This window comes from Actinocatenispora thailandica, assembly GCF_016865425.1.
GTDB classification, from domain to species: Bacteria; Actinomycetota; Actinomycetes; order Mycobacteriales; family Micromonosporaceae; genus Actinocatenispora; species Actinocatenispora thailandica.
The window spans coordinates 6,021,263-6,036,284 of record NZ_AP023355.1 but is presented as its reverse complement, the minus strand read 5'-3'; the positions used below and the strand labels follow the sequence as shown (position 1 = coordinate 6,036,284).

Here is a 15,022-nt window from a genome sequence, read left to right as displayed (position 1 = left end):
ACATGGACCGGGACGAGATGATCGCGCTGGCCCGCCGGATGTACGCGGCGGCGAACCAGCACGACCTGGCGGCAGTGGACGAGATCTTCGCGGCGGACTTCCGCGGGGTCGGTATCACCGGGCCCGACCAGGTGAAACGCGCCTGGTCGGCGATGATCGAGCGGTGCCCGGACTTCCACGTCGAGCTGGTGGACGCGATGGTCGACGGCGATCGGATGGCGTTGCGTGCCACCGTCACCGGCGTCGAAACCGCCGCCGGTGACGACGGCTACCTGACCGAGTGGGTCCGGGTCGCCGACGGCCGGATCGCCGACGTCTGGGGCGTCACCAACGTCGCCCTCCGCTGACCCGCCGGGTCCGCGGCGACGAATGGCCCGCCTTCGTGCGTGGCGACGAATGGCCTGCGCAGCGGCCACGAAAACGGGCCGGCACCGTTGCGCGAGCCGGTGGCGAGCGCGGAGACGGAACGGGCCGGTCACCGTGGCGGTGACCGGCCCGTCGCGGGTCCGTCGGGTCAGACGATGGCCCAGGTGTCGCCGGAGTACAGCAGCGAGTCGAGCTCGTCGTCCAGGCTCCGGCCGGTACGGGCCGCGTCCAGCTGGCCGCGCACGATCTCGTCGTACGACGGGCGCGGCACGTCCCGCAGCACGCCCATCGGGGTGTGCAGCAGGTCCTCGCCGGGCAGCCGGGACAGCGCGAACGCGTACGACGGGTCCGGCTCGTGCGCGTCGTGCACCACGATGTCGGCCGGATCGACCTCCGCGGTCTTCGCCACCGCCAGGCCGAAGCCGCGGCGCACCACGCAGTGCACGCCGTCCGGGCCGAACGTGATCGGCTGGCCGTGCTCGACCCGTACCACCGCCTCGTCCCGGGTCTCCGGGTTCTTCAGCACCTCGAACGCGTCGTCGTTGAAGATCGGGCAGTTCTGGTAGATCTCGATGAACGCGCTGCCGTTGTGCTCGGCCGCCGCGCTCAGCACCGAGGTCAGGTGCTTGCGGTCGGAGTCGAGCGTGCGGGCGACGAACGAGGCCTCGGCGCCGAGCGCCAGCGACACCGGGTTGAACGGCGCGTCGGCCGAGCCGGCCGGCGTCGACTTGGTGACCTTGCCCAGCTCCGAGGTCGGCGAGTACTGGCCCTTGGTCAGACCGTAGATCCGGTTGTTGAACAGCAGGATCTTGATGTTGACGTTGCGCCGCAGGGCGTGGATCAGGTGGTTGCCGCCGATCGACAGCGCGTCGCCGTCACCGGTGATCATCCACACCGACAGGTCCGGGCGGGTGGTCGCGAGGCCGCTCGCGATCGCCGGCGCGCGCCCGTGGATGGAGTGCATGCCGTAGGTGTTCATGTAGTACGGGAAGCGCGACGAGCAGCCGATGCCGGAGACGACGACGGTGTTCTCCTGCTTGATGCCGAGCGTCGGCAGGAAGCTCTGGAACGCGGCCAGGATCGCGTAGTCACCGCACCCCGGGCACCAGCGCACCTCCTGGTCGCTCTTGAACTGCTTCATGGTCTGCTTGCCCTCGGCCTTGGGCACCAGGTCCAGGGCGCGGCGGCCGTTCGGGGACACGGGCTCAGACATTCTTCACGATCTCCTCAAGCGCCGACTCCAGCTCACCCGCGGTGAACGGCAGCCCGCGCACCTTGTCGTAGCCGATCACGTCGATCAGGAACTTGGCCCGCAGCAGCTGTGCCAGCTGGCCCAGGTTCATCTCCGGCACCACGACCTTGTCGTAGCTGCGCAGCAGCGCCTCGGTGTTCGCCGGCAACGGGTTCAGGTGCCGCAGGTGCGCCTGCGCGATGGGGTGGCCGTTGTCCCGGATGCGGCGCACCGCGGCGCCGATCGGCCCGTACGTGGAGCCCCAGCCCAGCACCAGCACCCGGGCCTCACCCGACGGGTCGTCGGCGACCAGGTCCGGGATGTCCCGGGCGATCGCGTCGACCTTCGCCTGCCGCAGCCGCACCATCGTGTCGTGGTTGGCCGGGTCGTACGAGATGTTGCCGGTGCCGTCGGCCTTCTCGATGCCGCCGATGCGGTGCTCCAGCCCGGGTGTACCGGGGATCGCCCACGGTCGGGCGAGCGTCTCGGGATCCCGCAGGTACGGCCAGAACTCGGTACTGCCGTCCGGGTTCTCGTGGTTGTGCGCGGTGGCGAAGTCGACGGTGATCTCCGGCAGCTCGGCCACCTTCGGCAGCCGCCACGGCTCCGACCCGTTCGCCAGGTAGCCGTCGGACAGCAGCAGCACCGGCACCCGGTAGGTGACCGCGATGCGGACCGCTTCGAGCGCCGCGTAGAAGCAGTCGGACGGGGAACTCGCCGCGATCACCGCGGCCGGCGACTCGCCGTGCCGACCGTACAGCGCCATGTTCAGGTCGGCCTGCTCGGTCTTGGTCGGCATCCCGGTGGACGGGCCGGCGCGCTGGATGTCGCAGATCACCAGCGGCAGCTCCTGCATCACAGCGAGGCCGATCGTCTCGCCCTTGAGCGCGACGCCGGGGCCGGAGGTCGAGGTGACGCCCAGCGCCCCGCCGTACGACGCGCCGAGCGCGGCGGCGACGGCGGCGATCTCGTCCTCGGCCTGGAACGTCAGCACGCCGAACTTCTTGTGCTTGCTCAGCTCGTGCAGCACGTCGGAGGCCGGCGTGATCGGGTACGCGCCGAGGAACAGCGGCAGGCCGGCCCGCACGCTGGCGGCGATCAGGCCGTACGCCAGGGCGGTGTTGCCGGTGATGTTGCGGTAGGTGCCGGCCGGCAGCTTCGCCGGCTTCACCTCGTACCGCACCGCGAAGTCCTCGGTGGTCTCGCCGTAGTTCCAGCCGGCCTTCAACGCGGTCACGTTCGCCTCGACCAGCTCCGGCCGGTCCGCGAACTTCTTCCGCAGGAACGTCTCGGTGCCCTCGACCGACCGGTTGTACATCCAGGACAGCAGGCCGAGCGCGAACATGTTCTTGGACCGCTCGGCGTCCTTCTTGGAGATGTCGAAGGCCTCCAGCGCCTTCACGGTCAGCGAGGTGAGCGGCACCTCGTGCACCGCGTACGCGTCGAGGGTGCCGTCCTCCAGCGGGTTCACGTCGTAGCCGACCTTGGCCAGGTTGCGCTTGGTGAACTCGTCGGTGTTGACGATGATCTCCGCCGCCCGCGGCACGTCCGGCAGGTTCGCCTTGAGGGCGGCCGGGTTCATCGCCACCAGCACGTTCGGCGCGTCGCCGGGGGTGAGGATGTCGTAGTCGGCGAAATGCAGCTGGAAGCTGGACACACCGGGCAGGGTGCCGGCGGGGGCGCGGATCTCGGCGGGGAAGTTGGGCAACGTGGAGAGGTCGTTGCCCAGCTGCGCGGACTCGGCGGTGAACCGGTCCCCGGTCAGCTGCATACCGTCGCCGGAGTCGCCGGCGAACCGGATGACCACCCGATCCAGTTGTCGGACCTGCTTGGCCACGGGCGGGTTACCTCCATCTCGGCCGGGCCGGGGATCCGCGTTTCGGTGGGAGGACGGCCCGTTCCTCTTCCTGAGACCCTCACGGCGCCTCTACCGCTGATGCTACGTCGGAGCGGTAAGGGTGTCCTATCGCGGTGGTCACGTACTGGATATCCCACTAACCCCGGTGCGACGGGGCGGTACGTCAGCGAATCGTCATCTTCTCGGGCCGTCCGGCCGGCGCGGACGGGGCAATGCTGGAGGCATGACGCATCGGTACGTCCGGGGGGCCGGCGCCGGGATCGCCGCCGCGGCGGCGGCGGTCGGCGTCGCCGAACTCGCGGCCGCATTCGTCCGCCCCGAGTCGGCGCCGGTCGCCGCGATCGGTGCCGCCGCGATCCAGCTCACCCCGGCCGCGGTGAAGGACTTCGCGATCGGCACCTTCGGCACCAGCGACAAGACCGCGCTGCTGGTCGGCATCTACCTGGTACTCGCGCTGGCCGCGGCCGGTGTCGGCGTGCTCGCCGGCCGGTACCGCCGGGTCGGCGCACTGTGCGTCGCCGGGTTCGGCGCGCTCGGCGTCGTCGCCGCGATGACCAGGCCGGATGCCGGGATGCTGGATCCGTTGCCGTCGGTGCTGGCCGGCGCGGTCGGCGTCGGGGTGCTGCTGCTCCTGCTCCGGCCACCGGCGCCGATGAGCCCGGCCGGGTACGAGCGGCGCCGGTTCCTGTGGCTCGCCGGCGGGTCGGTGGCCGCGGCGGCCGGCCTGGGCTACGTCGGACGTGCGTTGCAGCACAGCCGGTTCGCGGCGGCCCGGTCCCGGGCGGACGTCACGATCCCGCGGCCGGCGAGCCCGGCCCCGCCGGTACCGGCCGGCGCCGAGCTGGACGTGCCGGGGCTGGCGCGCTGGCGTACCAGCAACGCGACGTTCTACCGGATCGACACCGCGCTGACGATCCCGCAGCTGACCGCGGAGGACTGGCGGCTGCGCATCCACGGCCGGGTGGCGCATCCGCTGACCCTGACGTACCGGCAGCTGCTGGAGAGGCCACTCATCGAGCGGGACATCACGCTGTGCTGCGTGTCCAACCCGGTCGGCGGCGGGTACATCGGCAACGCCCGCTGGGTCGGTGTCCGGCTCGCCGACCTGCTGCGGGAGGCGGGCGTCGACGACGGCGCCGACCAGGTGGTGAGCCGCTCGGTGGACGGCATGACGATCGGTACCCCGACCGCCACGGTGCTGGACGGCCGGGACGCGCTGCTCGCGGTCGCGATGAACGGCGAGCCGCTGCCGGTCAAGCACGGGTTCCCGGTGCGGATGGTGGTGCCCGGCCTGTACGGGTACGTGTCGGCCTGCAAGTGGCTGGTCGACCTGGAGCTGACCACGTTCGCCGACTACGACGCCTACTGGGTGCCGCGCGGCTACTCCGCCCGCGCACCGGTCAAGACCGAGTCGCGCATCGACACCCCGCGCGACGGTACGAGCAGGTCGGCCGGCCGGGTGCAGGTGGCCGGCGTCGCCTGGGCCCAGCACACCGGCATCGCCCGGGTCGAGGTGCAGGTCGACGACGGCGGCTGGCACGACGCGACGCTCGGCGCCGAACCGACCGCGGACACCTGGCGGCAGTGGGTGTACGGGTGGGACGCGTCGCCGGGCCGGCACGTGCTGCGGGTCCGCGCCACCGACCGGTCCGGCTACCGGCAGACCGCCGACGTGCTCGGCGAGGCGCCGAACGGCGCCACCGGCTGGCACCAGGTCGGGGTCACCATCCACTGAACCGGCCCGCTCGAACCGGCCCGCTCGAACCGGCCCGCTCGAACCGGCGCCGGGTGGTCGATCCGGCGCATCGACGGCGGGCTGGCCAGCTGGGTGCGCACCGGGGGCGAATCGTCCGGGACGACTGATCGCGGGCGGCGAGGGTCAGTGCGTGCCGGGGATCTTGCTCGGAGCGCCCAGAAACCCCTGGATGAGGGCAAAAACGATGATTGCTAGGATCGCCAGGATCGCGCCGATCATCTGCCGGCGGCGCACCCGGCGGTGCCGCTCGTCGTCCATCCCACCGGGCTCGCCGGTGCGGTCGCGGTCCGGGTTCTCGAACCGTGGACCGTCGTCGGTGGCCGGGACCTTGCCGGGCATCCCCGTGTCGTCTGGCCTTGTGGTCATCATCAGCTCCGGTGCGCGGCGGGACTGCTCCTGGGCGGCCGGGGCGCGAGTGGTGCTGGGGCGGGCCACGTGCTGGTGCCGACCCACGCCGGGTCGGCGGGGGCCGCAAGAGCGGGGAACGGGGCCGTCAGCACGGCCCCATGGTGCCACTCGCCGGCCACCGAACCCGGCGCGGAGTCGCCCGAAACGGTGATCTGCCCGTACCCTCTGTGGCGTGTCTGGCTATCTCGGCTCGTACCTGACGCTCGGGATCGTGCTGCTGCTCGCGGTGGTGCTGTTCGGCGCGGCGTTCGTGGTGAACCGGACGCTGCGGCCACACCGGCCGAACCCGGGCAAACTCGCCACGTACGAGTCGGGCGTCGATCCGGTCGGCGGCAACTGGGCGCAGGCCGAGATCCGCTACTACGTCTACGCCTACCTCTACGTGCTGTTCGCGGTGGAGAGCGTTTTCCTGTTCCCCTGGGCGGTGGTGTTCGCCCGGCCCGGGTTCGGGCGCAACACGCTGATCGAGATGGCGGTGTTCGTCGCGGTCCTGCTGCTCGGCCTGCTGTACGCGGCGCGCAAGGGCGTGCTGCGATGGACCTGACCCGGTGCGCCGGCGGCCGGCCGGGCGCGGCGGTGCCGGCCCACCGGGCCGGGCGTGCCGGCGCCGGCTTGCGAGACTGGTGCTGAGGGGGTGCCCGCGATGACCGGACCTGTCGCGTTGCCGGAGCCGCGGCCGCGAGAGCGCGGCGGGCTGCCCGCGGTGCTCGGTGCGCCGATCCGGTTCGTGCTCAACTGGGGCCGGCGCTACTCGCTCTGGGTCTTCAACTTCGGCCTCGCCTGCTGCGCGATCGAGTTCATCGCCGCGTCGATGGGCCGGCACGACTTCATCCGGCTCGGCGTCATCCCGTTCGCGCACGGCCCGCGGCAGGCCGATCTGATGGTCGTCTCCGGCACCGTCACCGACAAGATGGCGCCGGCGATCAAGCGGCTGTACGACCAGATGGCCGAACCGAAGTACGTCATCTCGTTCGGCGCCTGCAGCAACTCCGGCGGGCCGTACTGGGACTCCTACTCGGTCACCAAGGGCGTCGACCAGATCATCCCCGTCGACGTGTACGTGCCGGGCTGCCCGCCGCGGCCCGAGGCGCTGCTGCACGGCATCCTGCGGCTGCAGGACAAGATCGCCCGGGAGCAGGCCGGTCTCGGCGGGGTCCGACGGGACGACCCGCTGGGTGCTGCCGCCCTCCGCGCCGGTGGCACCGGCGCCACGGCGCTGACCGCGGCCCCGGTCCGCCCGCGCTGACCTGCCCGCGCTGACCCGGCTGCGCCGTCCCGGGCACCGGCGCCGGGCCGGCGCCTCGTCCGACGTTGCGTTCGGCGGTGGCGGGCTCGGCGGGCCAGGTGTGCGGCGCACTACGATCCGGGCATGGGTGGTGAAGGGGCCGAGACCGGTGCGATGCTGGCCGGCCGGTTCGGCGCCGACGCGGTCGGTACCGACTCCGGCGGCGGCGAGTGGGCCCGGCCGACCGTGGACGTCCCGGCGGACCGCTGGGTGGCGGCCCTGTCCACCGCCCGGGACGAACTCGGCTACGACTTCTTCGACTGGCTGTCCGCGGTCGACGAGGGCGCCGACGGGTTCCGCGTCGTCGCGCACGTCTGGTCGGTCGCCGGCCGGCGCGGGCTGCTGCTGCGCACCCTGGTGCCGGCCGACGCTCCGGTGCTGGCCAGCGTCGTCGACGTGTACCCGGGTGCCGGCTGGCACGAGCGGGAGACGCACGAGATGTTCGGTGTCGGCTTCGCCGGCAACCCGGACCTCGCGCCGCTGCTGCTGCCGGACGGGTTCGAGGGCCACCCGTTGCGCAAGGACTTCGTCCTGGCCGCGCGCGTGGTGAAGGCGTGGCCGGGTGCCAAGGAACCGGGCGGTGAGCACGGCAAGCGCGCGCCGATGCGGCCGCCCGGCGTACCGGCGCCCGACGAGTGGCCGGCCCCCGTCCCGGCACCGAGCCCGATTCGACCGGCACGCTGCCCCCGGGAGCCTCGGGGCGGCGCGGCCGGGAGCTTCCGGTGCGGCGGAGCCGCCGAGCGGGGAGGGCGAGTAGATGCCGCTGTGGGCCGAGCTGGTGCTGCGCCTCGCCGGCGTGGTCGTCGCGTTCCTGGTGTTGCCGCTGGTCGTCGGGCAGATCGAGCACAAGGTGATGGCGCACATGCAGGGCCGGCTCGGTCCGATGTACGCCGGCGGTTTCCACGGTTGGGCCCAGCTCGTCGCCGACGGCGTCAAGTTCGTGCAGAAGGAAGAGGTGGTACCCGCCGCGGCCGACCGCCCGGTGTTCCGGGCGGCGCCGATCGTCGCGCTGCTGCCGTACCTGGTGGTCGTGCTGGTGTTGCCACTCGGGCCGGGGCTGGTCGGCCAGGCGCTCGACATCGGGCTGTTCCTGGTGCTCGCGGTGGTCGGGGTCGGCGTCGTCGCGGTGCTGATGGCGGCCTGGTCCAGCGCCAACAAGTACAGCCTGCTCGGCGGGTTGCGGGCGGCGGCCCAACTGCTCGCGTACGAGCTGCCGTTCGTGCTGGCCGCGGCGAGTGTCGCGATGGCGGCGGGCACCCTGTCGCTGGGCGGGATCGTCGAGGCGTGGCGGCCGTGGTGGCTGGCCTGGCAGCTGCCGGCGATGCTGGTGTTCCTCACCGCGGGGATCGCCGAGCTGCGCCGGCCGCCGTTCGACATGCCGATCGCCGACTCGGAGCTGGTCTTCGGGTACCTGACCGAGTACACCGGGCTGCGGTTCGCGTTGTTCCTGCTCGCCGAGTACGTCGGGATCGTGGTGGTGGCGGCGCTGACCACGGTGCTGTTCCTGGGCGGCTGGCGCGGCCCGTTCGACGCGCAGCTGGGCTGGCTGTGGACGCTGGTCAAGGTGCTGATCGTGGCGTTCGTGATCATCTGGGTGCGGGTCACGTTCCCGCGGCTGCGGGCCGACCAGTTGCAGCGGTTCTGCTGGCTGGTGCTGGTGCCGGTCGCGCTGGCCCAGCTGGTGCTGACCGTCGGCGTTCGGCTCGCCCTCGCCTGACTGTGAGGCTTTTCTTCGCAGCCTGATGGTGCTGGGCTGTGGGTCGGCAGCTGCGGGCGTGACCCTTCGCCTGACTGGCTTCGTGCCTTTGCGTGGACTTGTCCGTTCGCGGTTGTCGGCCCCCGGCCCAGTCGGAGTAGGTGGCCTGATCAGGAGCTTGACCGCCGAGCGTTCACGGCGCGCGGCGTGTCTCATCACAGTCCTGCCCGATCTCCGCACCGGACCGGACACCGCATCCGCTCCAGGCAAGGAGAGAACGCATGACCAGTGTGACTGATCTTCGAGAGATGGTCGATGTCGTGGTAGGTGTCGACACTCATGTGCACACCCATTCCGCGGCCGTGGTCGATGCCGGCACCGGCGGGGTGGTCGGCCAGATCACCGTGGAGGCCACCGCGGACGGCTATGCCCAGCTGGTGGAGTTCGCCGACCAGCACGCAACACTACGAGCCTGGGCAATCGAAGGCACCGGCGGCCACGGCGCCGGTGCGACCCGGTACCTGCAACACCACGCCGAACTGGTCATCGAACTCGACCGCCCCGAACGAACCAAGCGGCGTAACGGCGCGAAGTCCGACCCGCTGGACGCCATCCGCGCCGCCCGCGAAGCCCTGTCCCGCACCAGGCTAGGCACCCCCCGCAGCGGCGGCGACCGGCAAGCCTTGTCGGTACTGCTGGCCGCCCGTAGATCCGCGATCCACGCCGCGACCGATGCGCAGCGACAGGTGTTCAGCCTGGTGGTCGCGGCCCCGGAACAGATCCGTACCCGTTTTCGTGGTCAGAAACTGCCCGCCATGCTCACCACCGCCTCACACCTGCGCGTTCACCCATCCTGGGACGCAGAAACCACCACCACCGTCACCGTGCTGCGCTGCCTGGCCCGCCGGGCCCACGCCGCGGCCGCAGAAGCCGCCCAACACCAGAAAGCCATCCACGCCATCGTGCGGTCCTGGCGCCCCGACCTACTCCAACGCAAAGGCATCGGACCGATCGTGGCCGCAACCGTGCTCTGCGCCTGGTCCCACCCCGGCCGGATCCATTCCGAGGCAGCCTTCGCCATGCTCGCCGGAGCCGCACCCATCCCCGCCAACAGCGGCCAAACCACCAACCGCTACCGACTCAACCGCCACGGCGACCGACAACTCAACCGCGCTCTGCACACCATCGTGCTATCCCGCATCCGCTACGACCAAGCCACCCGCACCTACGCCGCCCGCCGCACCCGCGAAGGCAAAACCAACCGAGAGATCAAACGCTGCCTCAAACGCTACATCGCCCGAGACCTCTACCGACTCCTCGAATCAGGCAACCCCACCGCCACCCCTTGACAACCCATAGGAGCGTCCGCCCCGCCGTCGCGCCGGTTCGCGCCGTGGCGGCGCCGGTGCCCGGCCGCCCTCGGCCTTACGGCCGGTGTTCTGTTGATCGTCGCCCGGCTAGCATGCCGATTCGCGCACTGCCCGGCCCGATCAGAGGATCCCCACCTTGACCGATCGAGAACCCGATGCTCCGCAGGAATCCGTGGCGGCACAGCAGCGTCAGCCCGCACCACCGTCCCCTGTGGACCGCCCGGCCACGGCGTCTCCCGGCCCGGCCGATCAGGATGCGGGAGACGCCGCCGACCCGCCGGCGCCGGCTCGGTGGGCTACCGACGGTCTTCCCGCGGCGGACCGCGGGGATGCCGACGGCCCCACGGTGCTGGTCTCGGCGGACGCCGAGGAGCCGGCCGTACCGGTCCGGCGCCGCCGCCGGTGGCCGTGGGTCGCGGCGGTCGCGGCCGTCGTCGTGCTGGCCTTCCTCGGCGTGGTCGTCGGCGCGCCGCTCTACCGCGAGGTCTTCGCGCCGCCGACCGACCGGGTACTCGCGGCCGCGGCGGCGCTGCGGTCCGCCCCGGCGGTGTCGCTGGCGGGCGGGTTGAGCACGAAGGACCGACCGGTGCAGCGGGTGGAGATGACCGTGGGCACCAAGGGGGAGACGTACGGGCGGCTGCGCGGTCCCGGCGGCACCGCGCTGGTGTACTCGGCGGACGGCAACACCTACCTGCGCGCCGACCACGGCTGGCTGCTCGCCAACGCGCCGTCCGACGCCGGGTACCAGACCGATCACTGGATCGCCGCCGGCGAGACGATGCCGCTCGACCTGAGCCGGCTCACCCCGGCCGGCATCGCCGGCTTCCTGCGTTCCGGGCTGCGCCGGGGCGACCCGAAGCACGCCGCCGTCGACGCGGGCGCCGCGTACCCGACCAGGATCGGTGGTGTCGGGGTGCACGCCTACCGGCTGCCGCACGGTGCGGTCGCCTACCTGACGAGCCACCGGCCGTACCGGGTCGTGGCGGTCGACGAGCCGCCCGGTCTCGCCGAGTCGGGCGGACATCTCGCGCTCTCGGTGGCACCGGCCGACCGGTCCCGGCTGCGGGCTGCCATGGCGAAGGGCCGACGCAGCTTCGACGACGACGCCACGCCCGCCGAGCCCGCGACCTACTCGACCGACCCGGCCGAGGGCAGGTTCGGGCATTGCGCGCCCGACTCGTGCTCGGCGTCGTCGCTGGTGCGGGCGGACGACGGGGACACCAGCGCACCCGGCCACCTGGTCGGCGTCTTCTTCGCCGACCGCGCTGGCAAGACTCCGGTCGGTACCTGCGTCGCGAAGCGGCCGCACCTGAAGCCGGGCGGTTCGGCGCGGGTCTGGTGCACGACCCGTGGGGCCGCCTGGCACCGGTACACCGCGACGCACGACGGCGGCTCCGTCTGGTTCCGGTCGATCGCCCTGTCACCCGGCTACGACGGCGACCAGACCCAGGCGGTACTGGACCTCAACAGCGCCACGTTGCAGCCGATGGACTGGATCGTGCTGGAGTCGGTCGGCAAGTCGGCCGAGGAACTGGCGTTCGCGGACTGGTTGGTGACCGAGCGGGAGCTGTCGGTGCACCGGGCGCTGGCGCTGGTCGACGAGGTCGCCGGGCAGGGTCTGCTCGGGCTGGTGCCACCGCTGGTGAAGAAGGGGCGGCTGGCCGTGCCGACCGCCGCCGCGGCGCACCCGGACCGGTACCGGGAGGCGGCCCGGTTGGCGGCGAGCGGAGCGGGCAAGGTCGCGGTGGACTCGTGGACCGATCCGGACGGTACCCGGCAGCGCGGTGACGTGTTCGACGTGTCCGGGCGGAGGGTCGTCACGACGGCGATGCTCGACGACAGGTCTTCGGCCGGTGTGCGGAAGGCGGTCGCGGCCGCCGCGAAGCGGGCCCGGGCGCAGCGGATGCCGGACGGGTTCCGTCGCGGCCTGCGCATCGTGGTGGCGCCGGGCAGCGCGCTGTACCACGTCGATCCTCGGGCGCTCGCGTCGACGCTGCGCGCGGCGGGGGTGCACGGGACGACGGTGCGAGACATCGCCCGGGTCGAACTGGTGACCGGCGCGGGGACCGGCAGCGTGTCCGCGGCGGCGCTGGGCTGACCCGCCGCGACGAGCTGGCCGGTGCACGACCGGCAAAGGGCCGCGACCGTGTTGGTCGCGGCCCTTCCTGCACCCCCCGCAGGACGGTCCCGGTCGCCGGACCGGGAGTGCAGAGACCGTAACACCCCAGTACGGCCTTGTGAAACTTGACGTCCGCAAATTGCACATAGCTGTAGGGCTGCGCGCCGGGACACGGACCGGGTCGTTATGTCCCGATCACGGCGTGATCGGATGCCTCTGTCATCGGCCGTACGGCCGGTACCTGGGCGGTTTCGACCTGGCTAACCTGCGCAATCGCGCCGTTCCCGAACTATCCAGGAGATCCCCACCTTGACCGATCCCGAGCGTCCGCATCCCGACACGGACGCGGTAGACCAGCCTGCCCACGATCCGATCCCCGCTCCGAACGCGTCGCCCGCTCCGGCCCCGTCGCCCGCACCGAACGCGTCGCCCGCTCCGGCCCCGTCGCCCGCCCCGGCCTCGTCGGTCGCCCCCGACGCCCCGCCCGCACCGCATGCCGCGCCCGCTCCGGACGCCCGAGCCGCCGCGGGCGCATCCGTTGGCTCGCCCGCCCCGGACGACCCGGCGGCCCCGGATACCCCCGCCGCCGGGGACGCTTCCGCTGCGCCGGCCGAGGCCGATGGCTCGCCCGCTCTGGACGCTGCGACTGCTCCGGACGCTGTGAGTGCGGCGGACGCAGCGAGTGCGGCGGACGCTGTGAGTGCGGCGGACGCGGCGGGCGCGCCGGATGCCCCGGCGGTGCCGGATGCCCCGGCCGGCGGGGATGCTCCGGCCGCCGCGAAGACGCCGGCTGCGGACGCATCGCCCACGCCGCCCGCGCCGGGCACCGGAGCGCCATCCGTACCGGCCGGGCCGCCCGCGCCGCCGGGCGCCCCGGTCCCGCCGCCGGGCGCCCCGGTCTCGCCGTCGGACGGTGCGGTGCCGCCGTCGGGCGGTGCGGTGCCGCCGGCCGCGCCAGCCTCCCTGGCTGGGCCGGCTGGGCCGGCTGGGCCGGCTGCGCCGGCTGGGCCGACGTACGGGCCGCCGGTCCCGGCCGGGGCGGCGGGACCGTTCGTGCCGTCCGCGTCGGCGCTGCCGGGCGGGCCGGAGACCCCGGCCGGCATGCCGGTACCGGGTGCGACGGAGCCGCCGCCGGGGATCATGATCGGGCTGCCGGGGGACCCGCAGACCGCGACGTTGCCGCCCGGGTACCTCCCGGTTCCGCCGGCGCCGCGGCGCCGCCGGCGCTGGCCCTGGGTGGCCGGGGCGGTCGCGCTGCTGCTGGTGCTCGGCGCGGTCGGTGTCCCGCTGTACCAGCGGCTCACCCGGGCCACCCCGACCGAGCAGGTGCAGGCCGCACTCCTCGCGCTGCGGCACGCACCGGCGATCCGGCTGACCGGCGAGTCGATCACCCCGGAGGGTGCCACCCAGCGGCTTGCCCTGTCGCTGGACGGCAAGCGGGCCTACGGCAAGGCCCAGGACGCCGCCGGCAGCGCCGACGTGCTGGTCCAGCACGGCATCACCTACCTGCGCGGCGACCGCTCCTGGTGGCGCACGGTGGACTCCACCACCGCGCTCTACCTGGCCGACCACTGGTCGACCCAGACCTCCGGGCTGAGCGTCGATCCGACCAAGCTCACCCCGGCCGCGCTGGCGAAGTACCTCGGGAAGGGGTTGCGCGCGATCGCCGATCCGGAGACACACGCGGTGCCGGCCGGCGCCCGGTACCCGCAGACGCTCGGCGGCACCGCGGTCTCGCCGTACCGGCTGCCGAACGGCTCGGTGGTCTTCGTGACCGCGGACACCCCGTACCGGCTGGTTGGCATCGACCGTGGCCCCGGCATGGTGGACGGCGGTTACCTCGACCTCACCGTGGCCACCCTGACCAAGGGGGCCTTCGGCAAGGCCGCGAACAAGTACGCGGGTGGCCTGGGCGACGCCGATCCGAAGGAACCGGCGCACTACGACGCCAGCTACCACAACGACAAGGTCGGCGAGTGCGACCCGTACTCGTGCACGCTCTCGGCGCTGGTCACGGCGGACTCCGGGAGTACCGGTAAGACCGGCCACGCGATCGGCGTGTTCACCAGCGACGAGAACGGCAAGCACATCATCGGTACCTGCGTGGCGAAGCTGCCGTCGATCAAGCCGGGCCACTCCGGCCGCACGTCGTGCACCACCACCTCGTCGGCCTGGACCAGGTGGGTGATGGGCGCGCACAACGGCAGCCACTACTGGTTCTGGCTCGTGGTGTTCGACCCGGGCCTGGCGGGCGACCACCCCACCCAGGCGGTCACGCTGCTGACCTCCGGAATCAGCGTCGAGAACATGTACAGCGACGGGTCGCCGCTGACGCAGTCCGAGGACCTGCTGGGGATGGCCGATCACCTGATCGCGGTCGGCGGCTGGAAGGGCTCCGCGGCGGTGTCCGCCGCCATGTCGATCAGCGACGCCGGCGCGTTGGGCGTCCTGCAGCCGCTGGTCATGGCGGACCGGGTCGCGCTCGACCCGGACACCTTCCCCGACTGGTTCGGTACCGCCCAGTTGCCGGCGGCGATCGCCGCGAAGGAGCGTGCGGCGGCCGGGTCGCGGAAGCTGGCCCTCGGATCCTGGACGGACCCGGACGGGACGATCGTCAAGGCCGACCTGATCGACGTCTCCGCGAAGGCCACCGTCACCACCGGGCAGGTCGCCACGACGAGCCGGACCCGCACCGACATCGAGCACGCCGCCGACCGGGCCCGCAAGGGTGCCGTGCCGGACGGGTTCGGGCGGCAGCTGCGGATCACGGCCAGCCCGCGCAGCGCGCTGTACTGGTCGTCGGCCAAGGACGTCGCCGCCGGGCTGCGCGCGGCCGGGCTGACCCCGGCGATGCTGCACGGCATCCGCCGGATCCGGGTCGTCACCGGTTTCGGTACGGCCACCCTCACTCCGAACCAACTGCACAAGTAGGG

The 15,022-nt window shown here is 72.7% G+C and carries 11 protein-coding genes and 1 pseudogene; 9 read left to right on the top strand and 3 right to left on the bottom strand.

What is annotated here, in order from left to right; genetic code table 11:
- The first annotated feature begins 2 nt into the window (after positions 1-2).
- A complete protein-coding gene (locus Athai_RS27020; RefSeq protein WP_203964087.1) occupies positions 3-347 on the top strand; it encodes an ester cyclase in 345 nt (114 codons plus the stop codon).
- A 167-nt stretch (positions 348-514) separates the two neighbouring features.
- Here Athai_RS27020 and Athai_RS27015 read toward each other — a convergent pair whose 3' ends face one another.
- Together Athai_RS27015 and Athai_RS27010 are read right to left on the bottom strand one after the other, a co-directional pair.
- Positions 515-1,507, bottom strand: coding sequence for a 2-oxoacid:ferredoxin oxidoreductase subunit beta (locus tag Athai_RS27015; RefSeq protein ID WP_239157475.1), 993 nt, complete (start codon positions 1,505-1,507; stop codon positions 515-517).
- A 64-nt stretch (positions 1,508-1,571) separates the two neighbouring features.
- Positions 1,572-3,434, bottom strand: a complete 1,863-nt coding sequence (locus Athai_RS27010; protein ID WP_203964085.1) for a 2-oxoacid:acceptor oxidoreductase subunit alpha — start codon at positions 3,432-3,434, stop codon at positions 1,572-1,574.
- Between the two features lie 244 nt (positions 3,435-3,678).
- Between Athai_RS27010 and Athai_RS27005 the strand changes: the two genes are divergently transcribed.
- Entirely contained in the window at positions 3,679-5,190 is a 1,512-nt protein-coding gene (locus Athai_RS27005; RefSeq protein WP_203964084.1) for a molybdopterin-dependent oxidoreductase, read from the top strand.
- Positions 5,191-5,334: 144 nt separating this feature from the next.
- Here Athai_RS27005 and Athai_RS27000 read toward each other — a convergent pair whose 3' ends face one another.
- On the bottom strand, positions 5,335-5,577 hold the full coding sequence (locus Athai_RS27000) for a hypothetical protein (RefSeq protein WP_203964083.1): 243 nt from the start codon (positions 5,575-5,577) through the stop codon (positions 5,335-5,337).
- A 214-nt stretch (positions 5,578-5,791) separates the two neighbouring features.
- On the opposite strand from Athai_RS27000, the gene Athai_RS26995 reads away from it, so the two are divergent.
- The 7 genes and pseudogenes from Athai_RS26995 (at position 5,792) to Athai_RS26965 (ending at position 15,020) form a co-directional block, all read left to right on the top strand.
- Complete coding sequence (locus Athai_RS26995; protein ID WP_203964082.1) at positions 5,792-6,163, top strand: NADH-quinone oxidoreductase subunit A; 372 nt, start codon at positions 5,792-5,794, stop codon at positions 6,161-6,163.
- Positions 6,164-6,262: 99 nt separating this feature from the next.
- Positions 6,263-6,865 (top strand): NADH-quinone oxidoreductase subunit B, encoded by a 603-nt coding sequence (locus tag Athai_RS26990; RefSeq protein WP_203964081.1) that lies wholly within the window; start codon positions 6,263-6,265, stop codon positions 6,863-6,865.
- A 123-nt stretch (positions 6,866-6,988) separates the two neighbouring features.
- Positions 6,989-7,660: pseudogene (locus Athai_RS26985) on the top strand (NADH-quinone oxidoreductase subunit C); the annotation flags it as partial.
- 1 nt (position 7,661) lies between these two features.
- Positions 7,662-8,621, top strand: a complete 960-nt coding sequence (locus Athai_RS26980) for a complex I subunit 1/NuoH family protein (protein ID WP_203964080.1) — start codon at positions 7,662-7,664, stop codon at positions 8,619-8,621.
- A 260-nt stretch (positions 8,622-8,881) separates the two neighbouring features.
- Positions 8,882-9,949, top strand: a complete 1,068-nt coding sequence (locus Athai_RS26975; RefSeq protein WP_203964079.1) for an IS110 family RNA-guided transposase — start codon at positions 8,882-8,884, stop codon at positions 9,947-9,949.
- A gap of 367 nt (positions 9,950-10,316) precedes the next feature.
- Positions 10,317-12,068, top strand: coding sequence for a hypothetical protein (locus Athai_RS26970; protein WP_203964078.1), 1,752 nt, complete (start codon positions 10,317-10,319; stop codon positions 12,066-12,068).
- 1,074 nt (positions 12,069-13,142) lie between these two features.
- Positions 13,143-15,020 carry a hypothetical protein gene (locus Athai_RS26965; RefSeq protein WP_203964077.1) on the top strand — a complete coding sequence of 626 codons (1,878 nt, stop codon included), beginning with the start codon at positions 13,143-13,145 and terminating at the stop codon, positions 15,018-15,020.
- Positions 15,021-15,022 lie beyond the last annotated feature (2 nt).